Source organism: Bradyrhizobium sp. PUT101 (genome assembly GCF_052043945.1).
Classification (GTDB): Bacteria; Pseudomonadota; Alphaproteobacteria; order Rhizobiales; family Xanthobacteraceae; genus Bradyrhizobium.
The window spans coordinates 6,269,931-6,287,997 of sequence record NZ_CP197207.1; the positions used below are offsets into that span (position 1 = coordinate 6,269,931).

Here is an 18,067-nt window from a genome sequence, read left to right on the forward strand (position 1 = left end):
CTTGGCATGAAGCTTGAATGGTTCCAGGCTGACGCCATTGAAGCCGTCCCGCGAGAATTCTCATCCGATTTGCTGACGCCACCAGACGGGGGTTCCCCCGTCGCGCGTTCGCATGCGCCAAAGTCGGCGCCACCGGACGGACGGGCCGCTCGCGCGCACAGTCGCAAATCATTCCGCACAGACGCAAAGGACGACACAGCCTATGATCAAGCGCACCCGCCGGCCCTCGGAAATGACCGGCCTCAGCCGCCGTCAATTGTTGAAGGCCACCGGCTCGACCGCCGCACTTCTCGCGGCCGCAAAACTGAATTTCCCTGCCGGCGCCTTCGCGCAGGACGCGGGCCCCGAGGTCAAGGGCGCCAAGCTCGGCTTCATTGCGCTCAGCGATGCCGGCCCGCTCTTCGTCGCCAAGGACAAGGGGCTGTTCGCCAAATACGGCATGCCCGACACCGACGTGCAGAAGCAGGCGTCCTGGGGCACGACGCGCGACAACCTCGTGCTCGGCTCCGAGGGCAACGGCATCGACGGCGCGCATATCCTCACCCCGATGCCGTATCTGATCTCGGCCGGCAAGGTGACGCAGAACAACCAGCCGACGCCGATGTACATCCTGGCGCGGCTCAACCTCGACAGCCAGTGCATCTCCGTCGCGAACGAATATGCCGACCTGAAGCTCGGCGTCGATGCCGCGCCGTTCAAGGCCGCGCTGGAGAAGAAGAAGGCCTCCGGCAAGGCCGTGAAGGCCGCGATGACCTTCCCCGGCGGCACCCACGATCTCTGGATCCGCTATTGGCTCGCCGCCGGCGGCATCGATCCCGACAAGGACATCGAGACCATCGTGGTGCCGCCGCCGCAGATGGTGGCCAACATGAAGGTCGGCACCATGGACTGCTTCTGCGTCGGCGAGCCCTGGAACCTGCAGCTGATCCATCAGAAGATCGGCTATACCGCGGTCAATACCGGCGAGCTCTGGAACAAGCATCCGGAGAAGTCCTTCGGCATGCGGGCCGCCTTCGTCGACAAATATCCAAAGGCGGCGAAGGCGCTGCTGATGGCGGTGATGGAAGCCCAGCAATGGGCCGACAAGGCCGAGAACAAGGCCGAGCTCGCCGCCATCATGGGCAAGCGGCAGTGGATGAACTGCCCGGTCGAGGACGTGCTCGACCGCAGCGCCGGCAAGTTCGACTACGGCATCCCCGGCAAGGTGGTCGAGAACTCCCCGCACATCATGAAGTACTGGCGCGACCATGCCTCCTATCCGTTCCAGAGCCACGATCTCTGGTTCCTCACCGAGGACATCCGCTGGGGCAAGTACGAGCCGAACTTCGACACCAAGGCGCTGATTGCCAAGGTCAACCGCGAGGACCTCTGGAAGGACGCGGCCAAGACCCTCGGCGTCGCGGCTGCCGACATTCCGACCTCCACCTCGCGCGGCAAGGAGACCTTCTTCGACGGCAAGGTGTTCGATCCGGAAAATCCGGCCGCCTATCTGAAGTCGCTTGCGATCAAGCGCGTCGAAGTCTGATGGAGCCAGCGGCCGCCTTCGGGTGGCCGCATCGTTTTTTGGAGCCGGAGAGATATTGCGATGAATATGCCTGCCGCCAAGATCGAAATTGAGACCGCGATGCCTGCGGTCGGTGCCGCGCCGGTCGTTACGATGACGCCGAAGCGTCCGCCTCGCAGTGAAGCTTACGCACGCATGGCACGGGAGACGGCCGCGCGCGTGATCCCGCCGCTGGTCGTGATCGCGCTGCTCACGCTGGTGTGGGAGCTGGTCTGCCGCCGCGCCGGCTCGGCGCTGCCGCCGCCGTCAAAGGTGTTCACGGACACCAAGGAGCTGATCCTCGATCCGTTCTTCGACCATGGCGGCATCGACAAGGGCCTGTTCTGGCATCTTTCCGCCAGTCTCCAGCGCGTTGCCTTCGGCTACTCGCTCTCGGCGATCGCGGGCATCGCGCTCGGCGTGCTGGTCGGGCAGTCGGTCTGGGCGATGCGCGGGCTCGATCCGTTGTTCCAGGTGCTGCGCACCATTCCGCCGCTCGCCTGGCTGCCGTTGTCGCTCGCGGCGTTCCGCGACGGCCAGCCCTCGGCGATCTTCGTCATCTTCATCACCTCGATCTGGCCGATCATCATCAACACCGCGGTCGGCATCCGCAACATCCCGCAGGACTACCGCAACGTCGCGGCCGTGGTGCAGCTCAATCCGCTCGAGTTCTTCGCAAAGATCATGATCCCGGCGGCGGCGCCCTACATCTTCACGGGCCTTCGCATCGGCATCGGCCTGTCGTGGCTTGCGATCGTCGCGGCGGAAATGCTGATCGGCGGCGTCGGCATCGGCTTCTTCATCTGGGACGCCTGGAACTCCTCGCATATCAGCGAGATCATCCTGGCGCTGTTCTATGTCGGCATCGTCGGCTTCGTGCTGGACCGCCTGATCGCGGGCCTCGGCAAGTTCGTCACCCGCGGCACCGCGCAGAACTGAGAGGAGAGGGGACATGACCGCTTATCTGAAGCTCGACCACATCGACAAGGTCTTCACCCGCGGCGCCGCCACCACGGAGGTGCTGAAGGACATCAATCTCACGATCGAGAAGGGCGAGTACGTCTCGATCATCGGCCATTCCGGCTGCGGCAAGTCGACCCTGCTCAACATCATCGCAGGGCTGACCGGCGCCACCACGGGCGGCGTGCTGCTGGAAAACCGCGAGGTGAACTCGCCGGGGCCCGATCGTGCCGTGGTGTTCCAGAATCACAGCCTGCTGCCCTGGCTGACCGTTTACGAGAACGTCAGGCTCGGCGTCGACAAGGTCTTCGCCAAGACGAAGTCCCGCGCCGAGCGAGACGCCTGGGTGATGCACAATCTCAACCTCGTGCAGATGGCTCATGCCAGGGACAAGCGTCCTGCCGAAATCTCCGGCGGCATGAAGCAGCGCGTCGGCATCGCGCGGGCGCTCGCCATGGAGCCGAAGGTGCTGTTGCTGGATGAGCCCTTCGGCGCGCTCGACGCGCTGACCCGCGCCCACTTGCAGGACTCGGTCATGGCGCTGCATCAGAAGCTCGGCAACACCATTCTGATGATCACCCACGACGTCGACGAGGCCGTGCTGTTGTCCGACCGCATCGTGATGATGACGAACGGGCCGAGCGCGCGCATCGGCGAGGTGCTGGAGGTGCCGCTGGCGCGGCCGCGCAAGCGGCTCGATCTCGCGACCAACACCACCTATCTGAAGTGCCGCCAGCGCGTGCTCGAATTCCTCTACGAGCGTCACCGCTTCGTCGAGGCCGCGTAAGCGAAGAGTTTAGCGCAACGACATGCACGCGCCCAAATAATCGACACCCCGCTCAATCCTTGTGCGTCGCACAAGGATTGAGCGAATCGCAAATTTGGCGTGCGAGAAAGCCCTGCGAACATTTCGGGCGACACGAACAACATCCTGAAATCCCTGCGCTTCCAGGATGCGCGCAACTGGCACGGAAATTGAAACGCCTTTGCGCGACGCCAACGACGACGTCCCTCAACATCATCAATCAGCATCGTGAACTCGCCACCGGGGTGAAGCCTCGGAGCGCGCCTCCGTGGCCGGAGGCTGAGCCTGCAACGACGCAGCGGTGAGACTGGAAGGGATATGCAATGACGAAGAGTCCCACTTGGATTTCTGACTGGCGCCCCGAAGATGAGGCGTTCTGGAACGCGACTGGCAAGACGATCGCGCGGCGCAACCTGATCTGGTCGATCGTGGCCGAACATATCGGCTTCTCGGTCTGGCTGATCTGGAGCATCGTCACCACCAAGCTGCCGCAGGCGGGCTTCCACTACACCACCGACCAGCTGTTCCAGCTCGTCGCCGTGCCGGGCCTGATCGGCGCCTTGATGCGCTTTCCCTACACCTTCGCAGTGACGACGTTCGGCGGCCGCAACTGGACCATCTTCAGCGCGGCGATCCTGTTCATTCCGACCTTGTCGCTCGCCTATTTCGTGAGCCAGCCCGACACACCGTTCTGGCTGATGCTGCTGATCGCCTCGACCGCGGGTCTCGGCGGCGGCAATTTCGCCTCCAGCATGACCAACATCTCCTTCTTCTTCCCCGACCGGATGAAGGGATGGGCGCTCGGCCTCAACGCCGCCGGCGGCAATATCGGTGTCTCCAGCGTGCAGCTCCTGACCCCGATCCTGATGACGCTCGCCGTCTTCAACCTGTTCCAGGCCACGCCGGTCGACGGCATCTTCCTGCAGAATGCCGGCCTGATGTGGGTGCTGCCGATCGCGATCGCGGTGTTCGGCGCGGTGTTCTTCATGAACAATCTCACCACGGCGAAATCGTCGGTGAAGAACCAGCTTGCGATCGTCAAGCGCAAGCACACCTGGATCATGGCGTATCTCTACATCGGCACGTTCGGGTCTTTCATCGGCTACTCCGCGGCGTTTCCGCTTCTGATCAAGACGCAATTCCCCACCGTGACGATCTCGATCGCCTTCCTGGGTCCGCTGGTCGGCTCGCTGTCGCGTCCGCTCGGCGGCTGGCTCGCAGACCGGGTCGGCGGCTCCATCATCACCTTCTGGAATTTCATCGTGATGGCGGGCGCCACGGTCGGCGTGCTCTACTACGCCGGGCAGAAGGATTTCGTCGGCTTCCTGTCGATGTTCCTGATCCTGTTCGTGACGACGGGCATCGGCAACGGCTCGACCTACCGCATGATCCCCTCGATCTTCCGCGAGGAGAACCTGTTCAAGGTGCGCGGCAAGGGCGACGCGGCGCGGGCGCCGGCCCTGAAGACCGCGAGCATCGAGAGCGGCGCAGCAGTCGGCTTCATCGGCGCGATCGGTGCCGTCGGCGGCTATCTGATCCCGAGCGGCTTCGGCAAGTCGATCGCCATGACCGGCGGGCCGCAGCTCGCGCTCGCGATCTATCTCGCCTTCTACGCCTCCTGCCTCGCTCTGACCTGGTGGTTCTACCTGCGTCGCAGCCCGCAGGGTGAAGGCGCGCCAAGCCTCGCCGGAGCGCGTGTGTGAGCGTGACCACTTGGCACGAATGTCGCTTCCCTCCGTACGCGGGGAGAAGTCTCTCTGATGACGTTTGATCCATGAACTTTTTCCGCAATGGCGCGGACGAAGGCAGACCGAAACAGACAGGAGAACATCATGACGCCAGCACAGATCGCCCTCATTCAGCAGAGCTTCTCCAAGGTCGCGCCGATATCGGAGCAGGCCGCGGTGCTGTTCTACGATCGCCTGTTCGAGGTGGCGCCGTCGGTGCGCGCGATGTTTCCCGAGGATATGACCGAGCAGCGCAAGAAGCTGATGGGCATGCTCGCTGCCGTGGTCGGCGGCCTGTCGAGCCTGGAGTCGATTCTTCCCGCGGCCTCCGCGCTCGCCAAGCGCCACGTCGCCTACGGCGCCAAGGCCGAGCACTACCCTGTGGTCGGCGCGACCTTGCTGTGGACCCTGGAGAAGGGTCTTGGCGAAGCCTGGACGCCCGAACTCGCCAAGGCCTGGACCGACGCCTACGGCGTGTTGTCCGGCTACATGATGTCCGAGGCCTATGGCGCACAAGCGCAGGCCGCCGAATAGGAGATGCCTTGTGAGTGAACCGCTCGTCATCGTCGGTAACGGTATGGCGGCCGCGCGTCTGGTCGACGAGCTCGCCAAGACCGCGCTCGGCCGCTACGCGGTCGCCGTGATCGGCGAAGAACCGCGGCTCGCTTACAACCGCGTGCTGCTCTCCTCCGTGCTGGCCGGCGAGACCGGCTCGCACGAGATCGAACTGCGGCCGGCCGACTGGTGGCGCCATCGCGGCGTCACGGTGCGCTACGGCTATCGCGTCACCGAGATCGATGTCGGCCGCCGCGAGCTGAAGATCGAAGGCGAGGAGAGCATGGAATATTCCAGGCTCGTCCTCGCCACCGGCTCGACGCCGCTGCGGCTCAACGTGCCGGGTGCCGATCTCTCCGGCGTGCACACCTTTCGCGACACCCGCGACGTCGACCTGCTGCTGACGCTGGCCGCGGCGAAGAAGCGCGTCGTCGTGGTCGGAGGCGGCTTGCTCGGGCTGGAGGCGGCCTACGGTCTCGCCAAGGCCGGCGCCCCCGTGACGCTGCTGCATCTGATGGACCGGCTGATGGAGCGTCAGCTCGATGCGCCCGCGGCCGACCTGCTCAAGACGCTGGTCGAGCGCAAGGGCATCCGCATCCTGCTCAACGCGTCGACGGCCCGCATCCACGGCGAGAGCCATGTCGAAGCCGTGGAACTCGCCGACGGCAGCCGCATCGAGGCCGACGCCGTGATCTTCGCAGCCGGCATCAAGCCGAACGTCGTCCTGGCGAAAGATGCGGGCATCGCGGTTAATCGCGGCATCGTCGTCAACGACGCCATGCAGACCTCCTCGCCCGACATCTTCGCGCTCGGCGAATGCGCCGAGCATCGCGGTAGCTGCTATGGCCTGGTCGAGCCCGCCTATGAGCAGGCTCGCGTGCTGGCGCGGCATCTTGCCGGCCGCCCCGCCGCCTATCAGGGCAGCGTGGTCTCGACCAATCTGAAGGTTTCCGGCGTCAGCGTATTCTCCGCCGGCGACTTCATGGGCGGGGAGGGCAGCGAGAGCCTCGTGCTGTCGGACCGCAGCCGCGGCACCTACAAGAAGCTCGTGATTGCCGACGGCCGGCTCACCGGCGCCGTGCTGATCGGCGATACCGTCGATGCGCTCTGGTATCTCGAACTGATCCGCGACCGCGACAAGGTCGCTACGATCCGCACCGACATGATGTTCGGCCGCGCGCTCGCGCGTCCCTCCAAGGCTGCTTGACAAGGTTGTTTGACGATGACGGCGATCGATCCCGCGCTCCGCACCACCAAGACGACGTGCCCCTATTGCGGTGTCGGCTGCGGCGTGCTGGCGACGCCCGACGGCAAGGGCGGGGCGGCTATCGCCGGTGATCCCGACCACCCCGCCAATTTCGGCCGGTTGTGCTCCAAGGGCTCCGCGCTCGGCGAGACCGTCGGGCTCGAAAGCCGGCTGCTCTACCCGATGATCCGCTGCAAGGGCGTGCTGGAGCGCGTCGCCTGGAGCGATGCGCTCGATCATGTCGCCCATCGCATGCAGCACATCGTGGCGCGGGACGGCGCCGACGCGGTCGCCTTCTATCTCTCCGGCCAGCTCCTCACCGAGGACTATTACGTCGCCAACAAGCTGATGAAGGGGTTTGTCGGCACGGCGAACGTCGACACCAATTCGCGGCTCTGCATGTCCTCTTCAGTCGCGGGCCATCGCCGCGCCTTCGGCGCCGACACCGTGCCTGGCTGCTACGAGGATCTCGACCAGGCCGATCTGCTCGTTTTCGTCGGCTCGAATGCGGCCTGGTGCCATCCCGTGCTGTTCCAGCGCATGCTGAAGAACCGGCAGGAGCGTGGCGCGCGCATGATCGTGATCGACCCACGCCGTACCGACACCGCCGGCGATGTCGACCTGTTCCTCGGCCTCAAGCCCGGCACCGACACGGCGCTGTTCTCGGGCCTGTTCGTACATCTCGCCGATAGCGGCGCGCTCGATCGGGCTTACATCGCGCAGAACACCAGCGGATACGACGACGCGCTGGCGCGTGCGCGCAACATCGCCGGCGGCGTCACGGCGACCGCGCTTGCCACGGGCCTTTCCGAGCAAGATGTCGCTACCTTCTTCAGGATGTTCCGTGACACCGAGAAGGTGGTCACGCTCTATTCGCAAGGGGTCAACCAGTCGGCGCAGGGCACCGACAAGGTCAACGCCATCCTGAACTGCCATCTTGCGACGGGGCGCATCGGCAAGCCCGGTGCCTCGCCGTTCTCGCTCACCGGCCAGCCCAATGCGATGGGCGGCCGCGAGGTCGGCGGGCTCGCCAACCAGCTCGCCGCCCATATGGGTTTCACGCCGCCCGACATCGATCGTGTCAGGCGGTTCTGGAAGGCACCGCGCATCGCCACCCATGAGGGACTGAAGGCGGTGCAATTGTTCGAGGCCATCAACCGCGGCGAGGTCAAGGCGCTGTGGGTGATGGGCACCAACCCGGCGGTGTCGCTGCCGGATGCCGACATGGTTCGCGATGCCCTGAAGAAGCTCGAACTGTTCGTGGTCTCCGAGAACGTGCTCTCCAACGACACGATCGAGGCCGGTCCGCATGTGCTGCTGCCGGCGCTGGCCTGGGGCGAGAAGTCTGGCACGGTGACCAATTCCGAGCGGCGTATCTCGCGCCAGCGCGCCTTCCTGCCGGCGCCGGGCGAGGCGCGCCCCGATTGGTGGATTCTCAGCGAGATCGCAAAACGTTTCGGTTTCGGCGGCAGCTTCAACTACAAATCCGCCGCCGATATTTTCCGCGAGCACGCCGCACTCTCGGCCTTCGAGAACAATGGCAGCCGCGATTTCGATATCGGCGCGCTGAGCTCGGTCTCCGACGAAGCGTTCGACGCCTTGAAGCCGGTGCAATGGCCCGCGCGCGAGGGGCAGACGCCCGGCGAGCGCTTCTTTGCGAGCGGCGGGTTCTTCACCAATGACGGCAAGGGCCGCTTCGTCGCGCCGGAGGTGCCGGCGCTACGCAGCGAGACCGGTCCGTCGCGTCCCCTGAGGCTCAACACCGGGCGCATCCGCGACCAGTGGCACACCATGACGCGCACGGGTCTCAGCCAGCGCCTGGGCGCGCATCTGCCGGAGCCCTTCGTCGAGATTCATCCCGATGACGCCAGCAAATACGGCATCGCCCATGACGGCTATGCCCGCATCACCACCGACTACGGCCAGTGCATCCTGAAGGCCGTCGTCAGTGAACGGCAGCAGCGCGGCGCACTGTTCGCGCCGATCCACTGGAGCGCGACGAACACCTCGCACGGCCGCGTCGGCGCGCTGGTGCAGTCGTTCACCGATCCGTTCTCGGGCCAGCCGGAGGCCAAGGCGACGCCGGCTGCGATCGCGTCTTACGAATTCGTCTTCCGCGGCTTCGCGCTGTCGCGCAAGCCGCTGGATCTGCCGCAGAACCTGTTGTGGACGCGCGTCACGGTCGCCGGCGGCTTCGGTTATCTCTTTGCCGACAATGCGGATCTCGCCCGCTGGCCGGCCTGGCTCGATGGTGTTGCCGGCGAGGACGTTGCCGAGTACCGCGACTTCGGTGGCGGCGTCTATCGTGCGGCCTCGTTCGCAGGCGACCGTATCGAGACCTGCCTGTTCGTCGGACCCGCGCACGACGCCGGCGATTGGGAGGTGGTGAAAAGCGCATTCGCCGCCGATCGCGTGACCGACGAGCAGCGTCGCATGCTGCTGTCCGGCAAGTCGATAGAGGGCGCCGCCTCGACCGGCCCGATCGTCTGCGCCTGCTTCGGCGTCGGCCGCGGCACCATCTGCGACGCCATAGCTGGCGGCGCGCGCACGGCCGCCGAGATCGGTGCCAGGCTCAAGGCCGGCACCAATTGCGGCTCCTGCATCCCCGAGCTGAAGCGCCTGATCGCGACGACCGAGGCGGTGCCGGCGAAGCAGGTGAAGGTCGCTGGCGCGGCGGGGTAGGGCTGCTTTTCTGGGGCGTCGCCGAATATTCGATGTCATCGCCCGGCTTGACCGGGCGATCCAGTACGCCGAGACACTTTTGATCAAGCGGTGAGGCCGCGGTGTACTGGATTCCCCGCTTTCGCGGGGAATGACAATGAGGGCGAGGCGCCATGCCGCCCACGCCAATCGACGCGCCGTCGATTGTGCCCTATGCTGCCGCGCTCCCCCTCTGCAATCACAACAACGATGATGTACCTGGAAACGCCGCCCCGCCTGATCGAGACGAAAGTCTTCTCCGCAATGCCCGACAAGTTCCGCCGCAAGGGCGTGCGGACGGATTGGGCCGATGCCAACCGGCCGGGCATTGCCACCGACAGCTTCATCGAAGGGCCGTCGTTCGATGCCGACGGCAACCTCTACATCGTCGACATTCCCTTCGGCCGCATCTTTCGTATCGCGCGTGACGGCGAGTGGTCGCAGGTCGCCGAATATGAGGGTTGGCCGAACGGGCTGAAGATCGCATCCGACGGCCGCATCCTGGTCGCCGATTACATGCACGGCATCATGGAGCTCGATGCGAAGTCCGGGCGGATCAAACCGGTGCTGACTGCGCGCAATTCGGAATCGTTCCGCGGCTGCAACGATCTCCACCTCGCCACCAATGGCGACGTCTATTTCACCGATCAGGGCCAGACCGGCCTGCACGACCCCAGCGGCCGGGTCTATCGTCTCGCCTCGAGCGGCAGGCTCGATTGCCTGATCGACACCGGCATCAGCCCGAATGGACTCGTGCTCGACCCGACCGAAACCGTGCTGTTCGTCGCAATGACGCGCGACAACGCGGTGTGGCGGTTGCCCTTCATGAAGGACGGCAGCGTGTCCAAGGTCGGCCGCTTCTGCTCGCTGTTCGGCACGAGCGGTCCTGACGGAATGACCATGGATGCCATGGGCCGCCTGTTCGTCGGCCACGCCTCGCTCGGCCACGTCTTCGTGTTCGCGCCCAACGGCGAACTGATCGCGCGGATCAAATCCTGCGCGGGGCCGAACTGCACCAATGTCGCGATCGGTGGCGCGAACAAGGATCGGCTTTATATCACGGAGTCGGCGACGGGCAGCGTGCTGGTTGCCGACATCAGCGATCTCTAGAGCCTCTGAAGAAATAGCATGAACACACATCCCTTCGGCCAGACCGGCGCCAACGTCTCCGTCATCGGGCAGGGCACCTGGTATCTCGACCACGGCGACCGCAAGCGCGCGATCGCGGCGCTTCAGCGCGGGCTCGATCTCGGCATGACCCATATCGACACCGCCGAAATGTATGGCGATGCCGAGCTCGTCATCGCGGATGCGGTCGCGAGCCGGCGCGACGAGGTGTTCCTCGTTTCAAAAGTGCTGCCCAGCAACGCCTCGCGCCGCGGAACCATCACCGCCTGCGAGCGCTCGCTGAAGCGGCTCAAGACCGACCGGCTCGACTGCTATCTCTTGCACTGGCGCGGCTCCTATCCACTCGAGGACATCGTCGCTGCGTTCGAGGAGCTGGTGAAATCAGGCAAGATCAAGTCCTGGGGCGTCTCCAATTTCGACGCCGACGATCTCGATGAGATCCTCGAGGTCGCCGGCGAAGGCAGGATCGCCTGCAACCAGGTGCTCTATCATCTGAAGGAGCGCGCGATCGAGCATGCGGTGATCCCGTGGTGCGAGCGGCACGGCGTCGCCGTCGTTGCCTACTCGCCGTTCGGTCACGATGATTTCCCCGCAAGCGGCAGCAAGGGCGGCGCGGTGCTGGCGCGCATCGCGGAGGCGCGTCGCGCGACGCCGCGTCAGGTCGCGCTGAGCTTCCTCACCCGTGCGACTACGGTGTTCGCGATCCCGAAGGCCTCGTCGGCGGAACATGCCGGCGAAAATGCGGCCGCAGGCGATCTCGTGCTGACGAAAGACGAGATTGCGGCGCTTGACGCGGCGTTTCCGCGCGGGCCGAAGCCGCGCAGCCTGCCCATGCTGTAGTGCACAACGGGCAATATTAACGGAGCATTGACGCGCGCGGCGGCCTGCGCATATCGGCATCCTGTTTTCGGAAGTTGTGAACGCGGCGCTTTTGTCGTTTTTTAGGCTGCTCGATTCGCATTTTTCCCGAGTTCCAGCCGTGACCCCGCCGCCAGCCGCAGCCGCAAGGCTCGACAGTATTTCCATGTCCATGCCCGAGAGGAAGCATGTCGGTCGCCGCGCACCCGCGCGCGTCGATCATCCCTTCAGAGGCATCGCACTGATCCTGCTCTCGACGGTGTTCCTCGGCTGCTCCGACGTCACCGCGAAATATCTGTCGACGAGCTTGCCCTCGATCGAGATCACCTGGATCCGCTTCCTCACCTTCACGCTGTTGTTCACGCCGGTGATGCTGCCCGCCTCGCCGCTCTATGCGATGCGCACCAAGCGTCCCGGCCTTCACGTGATGCGCGGGGCGGCGCTGCTTGGCTCCTCGCTGTTCTTCATCACGGGTCTCGGCTTCCTGCCGATCGCGGAGGCATCCGCCACCGGCTTCGTTGCGCCGCTGTTCGTCACCGCGCTCTCGATCGTCTTCCTCGGCGAGAAGGTCGGCATGCGGCGCTGGCTCGCGACCGCGCTCGGCCTGATCGGCGTGCTGATCATCCTGCGCCCGGGCACCAGCGCGTTTCACCCCGCCGCATTCTTTCCGTTGGTCTCGGCGGCATGCTGGGCCGGCACCTTGATCCTGACGCGCATGATGAGCGGGCGCGAAGCCGTCGTCACCACCATGGCCTATTCCTCGCTGACGGGCCTTGCGATCCTGACCGCGCTGGTGCCGTTCGTCTGGGTCACGCCATCCTGGACCGCGGTCGCGCTCGGCATCTTCATCGGCGTCGCCTCGACCGCGGGCCAATGGATCGTCGTCCTCGCCTATCGCTACGGCGATGCCTCGGTGCTGGCGCCCTTCTCCTACACGCAGCTGCTCTGGGTCAGCATTTTGGGCTTCTTCATCTTCGGCGAAGTGCCCGATGTCTGGACCATTACCGGCGCGGCCTTCATCGTCGCCAGCGGCCTCTACATCGCCCATCGCGAGCGCGTCCGCCGCGCCCAGCTCCTGGTGCTGGAAGAGCGTTCCCCGAACGCCTGACGCAAGTTCGCCGCTCGTGCGTCGTGGTATCAGCGCTCCAAACAATACGGGAGGAGCCGGATGCGGGCCGCGATTTTCAGGAACGGAGAGATCGTCGTCGACCGGATCGCCGAGCCGAAGCCGGGCCCCGGCCAGGTGCTGGTCAGGACGCTCGCCTGCGGCATCTGCGGCTCCGACCTGCACGCGCGCCAGCATGCCCATCGCATGGTGGAGATGGCGCGGAAGACCGGCCGCAAGCCGATGGACCTCTCTCGTGACGTCGTGTTCGGCCACGAGTTCTGCTGCGAGGTCGTCGACTACGGTCCCGGCACCGAACGCAAGCTCAAGCCCGGCACCCGCGTCTGCTCGCTGCCTGCGCTGCTGACGGCCGAGGGTATCCAGGGCATCGGCTATTCCAATGACAATATCGGCGGCTACGCCGAGGCGATGCTGCTCAGCGAAGCGCTGCTGCTCGAAGTCCCCAACGGTCTTGCGCCGGAGCATGCCGCGCTGACCGAGCCGCTGGCGGTCGGTGTTCACGCCGTCGCCAAGGCCCACATAAGCGGCGGCGAGGTGCCGCTCGTGATCGGCTGCGGCCCGGTCGGGCTGGCGGTGATCGCCGCGCTCAGGCTCAAGGGCCTGCATCCGATCGTCGCCGCGGACTATTCGCCGGCCCGGCGCGCGCTCGCGGCGAAGCTGGGCGCGGACGTCGTGGTCGATCCCAGGGTGTCGCAGCCCTATGCGACCTGGGCCGAGCACGCGCAGATGTCGGAGGCCGAGAAGGCGGCGCGGCCGCCGTTACAGGCCATGCTGCCGGCGCTGAAGCCCGCGATCATCTTCGAATGCGTCGGCGTGCCCGGGCTGTTGCAACAGGTGTTCGAAGGCGCGCCGCGCGATGCCAGGATCGTGGTGGTCGGCGTCTGCATGGAGACCGACAGAAGCGAGCCCATGCTCGGCATCATGAAGGAGCTGAGCGTCCAGTACGTGCTCGGCTACACGCCGGACGAATTCGCGAGCTCACTGCGCCTGATCGCGGAAGGGCAGGTGGATGCCGCCGCGATGGTGACGGCCGAAGTCGGCATCGACGGAGTCGCCAAGGCGTTCGCCGATCTCGCCAATCCCGAGATGCACACCAAGATCATCGTGCAGCCATGGCGGTAGGAGTGTCGTCGTCTTGTGAGGCGGGCAAAGGCGCTCTTGCGCCGTGCCCACCTTCAGACGCCGCGCTCGCATGGTGGGCACGCTGGGCTTTGCCCATCTTATGAGACTTCGTCAATATTTCGCCGGCACGTACATCTCCGGCGGGACCGGGCCTCGCTGATAGTCGGGGTTGCGCACGCGCGCCGGCAGCATCACCGGAGCCCGCGCGACCTCCTGGTACGGAATCTGAGTCAATAGATGCGCGATGCAGTTGAGCCGGGCGCGCTTCTTGTCCACGGCATCGACGATCCACCATGGGCTATCCGGGAGATGCGTGTGCTCGAGCATCGTCTCCTTGGCCTTGGTGTACGCCTCCCAGCGACTGCGGGACTCGACGTCCATCGGGCTCAGCTTCCACTGCTTCAAGGGATCCTTGATCCGCATGGTGAAGCGGAACTGCTGTTCGTCGTCGGTGATCGAGAACCAGTACTTGACCAGGATGATGCCGGAGCGGATCAGCATGCGCTCGAATTCCGGCACTGACTTGAAGAACTCCTGATATTCGTCCTCCGAGCAGAAGCCCATCACGCGCTCGACGCCGGCGCGGTTGTACCAGCTACGGTCGAACAGCACGATCTCGCCGCCGGCCGGCAGGTGCGCGACGTAGCGCTGGAAGTACCATTGCGTGCGCTCGCGCTCGTTCGGCGCCGGAAGCGCCGCGACGCGGCAGATGCGGGGATTGAGTCGCTGGGTGATGCGCTTGATCACGCCGCCCTTGCCGGCGGAGTCGCGGCCCTCGAACAGCACCACGACCTTCTTCTTCTCGCTCTGCACCCAGTCCTGGAGCTTGACGAGCTCGCCCTGGAGGCGAAGCAGTTCCCGGAAATAGAGCCTGCGATCGACCGTCGGCTTCAGCGTTCCGGCCTCGTCTAGGAGCTCGTCGAGACGGGTATCATCCAGCTCCATCTCCAGTTCCTCGTCGAGATCGTCGGCCATTTCCTGGATGATGCGCTCGCGCTTGGATATCTCGGATTTTCGATCGGATGCGGTCATGGTCCTTCTCTCGGCTCGGATACCAGTCACAACGACCATCGGCGGGGTTTGTTGCGTCCATGTGACATGCGATCCCGCCGACGGAGGTCACACCGGCAGCGCGATCGAGTACTTCACCTGGCTCAGCGCAAAGCTCGACTCGATCGAGGCGATGCCGTCGAGCCGGGTTAGCTTGGTCTTGAGGAACGTCTCGTAGGAGGCGAGGTCGGCGGCGACGACGCGGAGCAGATAGTCGCGATTGCCGGTCATCAGATAGCACTCCAGGACCTCGTCCCATTTCGAGATCGCGCGGGCGAAGCGATTGAGGTCCTCTTCCTTCTGCCGCGCCAGCTTGATCGAGATGAAGACACTGACATGCAGCCCGAGCGCCTTCTGGTCGACGGTCGCGATATAGCGCGAGATCACGCCGCGCTCCTCCAAGAGCTTGACCCGGCGATGGCAGGGCGAGACCGAGAGTCCGACCTTGTCGGCGAGCTCCTGCATGGTCATCCGGCTGTCGTTCTGGAGGTGGCTGAGGATTTTCCGGTCGATGACATCAAGGTCGGGCATTGGGATGAAACCTGGGTTAGAAGGCGTCTTATTGGCAAAATATCCCAATATCCGCGGGTGCGGCGCGAAAAATTGAGAAATCTGGCGCGTCTCCAAGGCGTATGATCGGTGCTTATTTCCCGGAGCATCGCCATGCCCGTTGACCCCGCTCGCCTCGATACCCTGACCGCGCTCGCCGGCAAGGCACTGTGGCTGTCGTCCTGGACCATCCACCACGCCAACCACATCCGTTCCAATGCGGATGGCCTCAAGGTCGGCGGACACCAGGCCTCCTCCGCCTCGCTCGCGACCATCATGTCCGCGCTGTACTTCCACGTGCTGCGCCCCGAAGATCGCGTCGCGGTGAAGCCGCATGCGAGCCCGGTGTTCCACGCCATCCAGTATCTGTTCGGCCGCCAGAGCCGCGAGAAGCTGGAGAACTTTCGCGGCTTCAAGGGCGCGCAGTCCTATCCGTCACGCACCAAGGACGTCGACGACGTCGATTTCTCCACCGGCTCGGTCGGCCTCGGCGTCGCGCAGACACTGTTCTCTTCGCTGGTGCAGGACTACGTCAAGGCGCATGGCTGGATGAAGGACCGCCGCGAAGGGCGGATGATCGCCCTCGTCGGCGACGCCGAGATGGACGAGGGCAACATCTTCGAGGCTCTGGCAGAGGGCTGGAAGCACGGCCTGCGCAACACCTGGTGGGTGGTCGACTATAACAGGCAGTCGCTCGACGCCGTCGTCCGCGAGGGGCTCTGGGAAAAGTTCGAGACCATGTTCCGCAATTTCGGCTGGGACGTGGTGATCGTGAAGTACGGCCGCCTGATGCGCGAGGCCTTCGCCGAGCCCGGCGGCGAAGCCTTGAAGCGCTGGATCGACAACTGCCCGAACGCGCTCTATGCGGCGCTGTGCTTCCAGGGCGGCGCGGCCTTCCGCAAGCATCTGCACGACGAGATCGGCGACCAGGGTCCGATCACGAAGCTGATCGACAAGCGCAGCGACGAGGAGCTGCTCGCGCTGATGTCGAATCTGGGTGGCCACGACATGGCGAGCATGCTCGAGGCGTTCGACTCCATCGATCACGACCGCCCGGTCTGCTTCATCGCCTACACCATCAAGGGCGTCGGCCTGCCGTTCCAGGGCCACAAGGACAACCACGCCGGCCTGATGACGGTCGCGCAGATGGAGAAGTACCGCGACAGCCAGAACATCCGGCCCGGGCATGAATGGGACAAGTTCGAGGGGCTGGCGCAGGATGCGGCCGAACTCGAAGCTTTCCTCGCGCGGGTGCCGTTCAACCAGGACGGTCGCCGGCTGACGGCTCCCGTCGTCGAGGTGCCCCAGCAGCTCGCCTTCAAGCCATCGCCGCAGATGTCGACCCAGCAGGGCTTTGGCCTCGTGCTCAACGAGATCGCGCGCAGCGACAGCGAGCTGGCGAGGCGCATCGTCACAACCTCGCCCGACGTCACCGTCTCGACCAATCTCGGTCCCTGGGTCAACCGCCGCGGGCTGTTCGCGCGCGCCGAGAAGGCGGATTTATTCCGCAGCGAGAAAATTCCCTCGACCTACAATTGGGACGCCTCGCCCAAGGGCCAGCATCTCGAGCTCGGCATTGCCGAGATGAACCTGTTCATCATGCTCTCCGCGCTCGGCCTGTCGCACCAGATCAACGGCGAGCGGCTGCTGCCGGTCGGCACGCTCTACGATCCCTTCATCGAGCGCGGCCTCGATGCCCTGAACTATGCCTGCTACCAGGATGCCCGCTTCATGGTGGCGGCGACGCCGTCCGGCATCACGCTCGCGCCGGAGGGCGGCGCGCACCAGTCGATCGCGACGCCGCTGATCGGCATGGCACAGGATGGCCTGGCTTCATTCGAGCCGGCCTTCGTCGACGAACTCGCCGTCATCATGGCCTTCGGCTTTGATCACATGCAGCGCGATCCCGGCGAGGGCGGCTCCGTCTACTTGCGCCTCTCCACGCGCAGCATCGAGCAGGTGCAGCGGATCATGACGCCGGAGCTGAGGCAGGGCATCACCGACGGCGCCTATTGGCTGCGCAAGCCGGGCCCGAATGCCGAAGTCGTGATCGCCTATACCGGCGCAGTCGCGCCCGAGGCGATCGAGGCCACAGGCTTCATCGGCGAGAGCCGCCGCGACGTCGGCCTGCTCGCGGTCACCTCGGCGGACCGCCTGCATGCCGGTTGGACCGCCGCGCGGAAATTGCGGCGCGACCGCCGCGGCGTGCAGCATCTCAGCCACATCGAAAAGCTGTTGGCGCCGTTGCCGCGCGACTGCGGCATCGTGAGCGTGATCGACGGCCACCCTGCCGCGCTCGGCTGGCTCGGCAGCGTCCGTGGCCACCGCGTCGAGGCGCTCGGTGTCGAGCAGTTCGGCCAGACCGGCAGCATCGCCGATCTGTATCGGCACTATGGCATCGATGCCAACGCCATCATCGATGCGGCCGAAAGCCTCACCACCGGTGCGCCGGTGCTGCACCGGAAGATGGCGGTGTAGTCGAGGTAGCCACGGTGTCATTCCGGGGCGGCTCGGAGAGCCGAACCCGGAATCTCGAGATTCCGGGTTCGATGCTTCGCATCGCCCCGGAATGACTGCTGAGAGAATCTTGCCACGTTCCCGCCATCGGCTCATATAGCCTCCGCTCGCCGCAACGCTGGCCCCGCATATGGCGGGTTCAATTGCCGGCGCTTTCGTGCAAGGATGCCTGCCGAAACGC

The 18,067-nt window shown here is 65.2% G+C and carries 14 protein-coding genes; 12 read left to right on the top strand and 2 right to left on the bottom strand.

Annotated features, from left to right (window positions below):
* The first annotated feature begins 202 nt into the window (after positions 1-202).
* From ACSHT2_RS30055 to ACSHT2_RS30105, 11 genes are all read left to right on the top strand, one after another.
* Positions 203-1,525 carry a CmpA/NrtA family ABC transporter substrate-binding protein gene (locus ACSHT2_RS30055; RefSeq protein WP_440638405.1) on the top strand — a complete coding sequence of 441 codons (1,323 nt, stop codon included), beginning with the start codon at positions 203-205 and terminating at the stop codon, positions 1,523-1,525.
* Between the two features lie 60 nt (positions 1,526-1,585).
* Complete coding sequence (gene ntrB / locus ACSHT2_RS30060; RefSeq protein ID WP_440638406.1) at positions 1,586-2,482, top strand: nitrate ABC transporter permease; 897 nt, start codon at positions 1,586-1,588, stop codon at positions 2,480-2,482.
* 13 nt (positions 2,483-2,495) lie between these two features.
* Entirely contained in the window at positions 2,496-3,290 is a 795-nt protein-coding gene (locus ACSHT2_RS30065) for an ABC transporter ATP-binding protein (protein WP_440638407.1), read from the top strand.
* Positions 3,291-3,631: 341 nt separating this feature from the next.
* Positions 3,632-5,011, top strand: a complete 1,380-nt coding sequence (locus ACSHT2_RS30070; RefSeq protein WP_440638408.1) for an MFS transporter — start codon at positions 3,632-3,634, stop codon at positions 5,009-5,011.
* Positions 5,012-5,140: 129 nt separating this feature from the next.
* Entirely contained in the window at positions 5,141-5,569 is a 429-nt protein-coding gene (locus ACSHT2_RS30075; protein ID WP_440638409.1) for a globin family protein, read from the top strand.
* A gap of 10 nt (positions 5,570-5,579) precedes the next feature.
* Complete coding sequence (locus tag ACSHT2_RS30080) at positions 5,580-6,797, top strand: NAD(P)/FAD-dependent oxidoreductase (protein ID WP_440638410.1); 1,218 nt, start codon at positions 5,580-5,582, stop codon at positions 6,795-6,797.
* A gap of 15 nt (positions 6,798-6,812) precedes the next feature.
* On the top strand, positions 6,813-9,518 hold the full coding sequence (locus ACSHT2_RS30085) for a nitrate reductase (protein WP_440638411.1): 2,706 nt from the start codon (positions 6,813-6,815) through the stop codon (positions 9,516-9,518).
* Between the two features lie 231 nt (positions 9,519-9,749).
* Positions 9,750-10,646 carry an SMP-30/gluconolactonase/LRE family protein gene (locus ACSHT2_RS30090; protein WP_440642963.1) on the top strand — a complete coding sequence of 299 codons (897 nt, stop codon included), beginning with the start codon at positions 9,750-9,752 and terminating at the stop codon, positions 10,644-10,646.
* Positions 10,647-10,664: 18 nt separating this feature from the next.
* Positions 10,665-11,504 (top strand): aldo/keto reductase, encoded by an 840-nt coding sequence (locus ACSHT2_RS30095; protein ID WP_440638413.1) that lies wholly within the window; start codon positions 10,665-10,667, stop codon positions 11,502-11,504.
* A 184-nt stretch (positions 11,505-11,688) separates the two neighbouring features.
* Complete coding sequence (locus tag ACSHT2_RS30100) at positions 11,689-12,630, top strand: DMT family transporter (protein WP_440638414.1); 942 nt, start codon at positions 11,689-11,691, stop codon at positions 12,628-12,630.
* Positions 12,631-12,690: 60 nt separating this feature from the next.
* Positions 12,691-13,770, top strand: a complete 1,080-nt coding sequence (locus ACSHT2_RS30105; protein WP_440638415.1) for a zinc-binding dehydrogenase — start codon at positions 12,691-12,693, stop codon at positions 13,768-13,770.
* 111 nt (positions 13,771-13,881) lie between these two features.
* Here the strand turns inward: ACSHT2_RS30105 and ppk2 are convergent, their stop codons facing one another.
* Together ppk2 and ACSHT2_RS30115 are read right to left on the bottom strand one after the other, a co-directional pair.
* The gene (ppk2, locus tag ACSHT2_RS30110; protein ID WP_440638417.1) at positions 13,882-14,802 is read right to left on the bottom strand and encodes a polyphosphate kinase 2; all 921 of its coding nucleotides are present in this window, start codon (positions 14,800-14,802) and stop codon (positions 13,882-13,884) included.
* Between the two features lie 87 nt (positions 14,803-14,889).
* Entirely contained in the window at positions 14,890-15,351 is a 462-nt protein-coding gene (locus tag ACSHT2_RS30115) for an Lrp/AsnC family transcriptional regulator (RefSeq protein ID WP_440638418.1), read from the bottom strand.
* 132 nt (positions 15,352-15,483) lie between these two features.
* On the opposite strand from ACSHT2_RS30115, the gene ACSHT2_RS30120 reads away from it, so the two are divergent.
* Positions 15,484-17,847, top strand: a complete 2,364-nt coding sequence (locus ACSHT2_RS30120) for a transketolase (RefSeq protein WP_440638419.1) — start codon at positions 15,484-15,486, stop codon at positions 17,845-17,847.
* The last annotated feature ends 220 nt before the right edge of the window (positions 17,848-18,067 follow it).

Coding starts and splice junctions, on each gene's coding strand:
- ACSHT2_RS30120 (WP_440638419.1), top strand. CDS start 15,484: ATGCCCGTTGACCCCGCTCGCCTCGATACCCTGACCGCGCTCGCCGGC.
- ACSHT2_RS30085 (WP_440638411.1), top strand. CDS start 6,813: ATGACGGCGATCGATCCCGCGCTCCGCACCACCAAGACGACGTGCCCC.
- ntrB (WP_440638406.1), top strand. CDS start 1,586: ATGAATATGCCTGCCGCCAAGATCGAAATTGAGACCGCGATGCCTGCG.
- ACSHT2_RS30070 (WP_440638408.1), top strand. CDS start 3,632: ATGACGAAGAGTCCCACTTGGATTTCTGACTGGCGCCCCGAAGATGAG.
- ACSHT2_RS30075 (WP_440638409.1), top strand. CDS start 5,141: ATGACGCCAGCACAGATCGCCCTCATTCAGCAGAGCTTCTCCAAGGTC.
- ACSHT2_RS30090 (WP_440642963.1), top strand. CDS start 9,750: ATGTACCTGGAAACGCCGCCCCGCCTGATCGAGACGAAAGTCTTCTCC.
- ACSHT2_RS30105 (WP_440638415.1), top strand. CDS start 12,691: ATGCGGGCCGCGATTTTCAGGAACGGAGAGATCGTCGTCGACCGGATC.
- ACSHT2_RS30100 (WP_440638414.1), top strand. CDS start 11,689: ATGTCCATGCCCGAGAGGAAGCATGTCGGTCGCCGCGCACCCGCGCGC.
- ACSHT2_RS30055 (WP_440638405.1), top strand. CDS start 203: ATGATCAAGCGCACCCGCCGGCCCTCGGAAATGACCGGCCTCAGCCGC.
- ACSHT2_RS30065 (WP_440638407.1), top strand. CDS start 2,496: ATGACCGCTTATCTGAAGCTCGACCACATCGACAAGGTCTTCACCCGC.
- ppk2 (WP_440638417.1), bottom strand. CDS start 14,802: ATGACCGCATCCGATCGAAAATCCGAGATATCCAAGCGCGAGCGCATC.
- ACSHT2_RS30115 (WP_440638418.1), bottom strand. CDS start 15,351: ATGCCCGACCTTGATGTCATCGACCGGAAAATCCTCAGCCACCTCCAG.
- ACSHT2_RS30095 (WP_440638413.1), top strand. CDS start 10,665: ATGAACACACATCCCTTCGGCCAGACCGGCGCCAACGTCTCCGTCATC.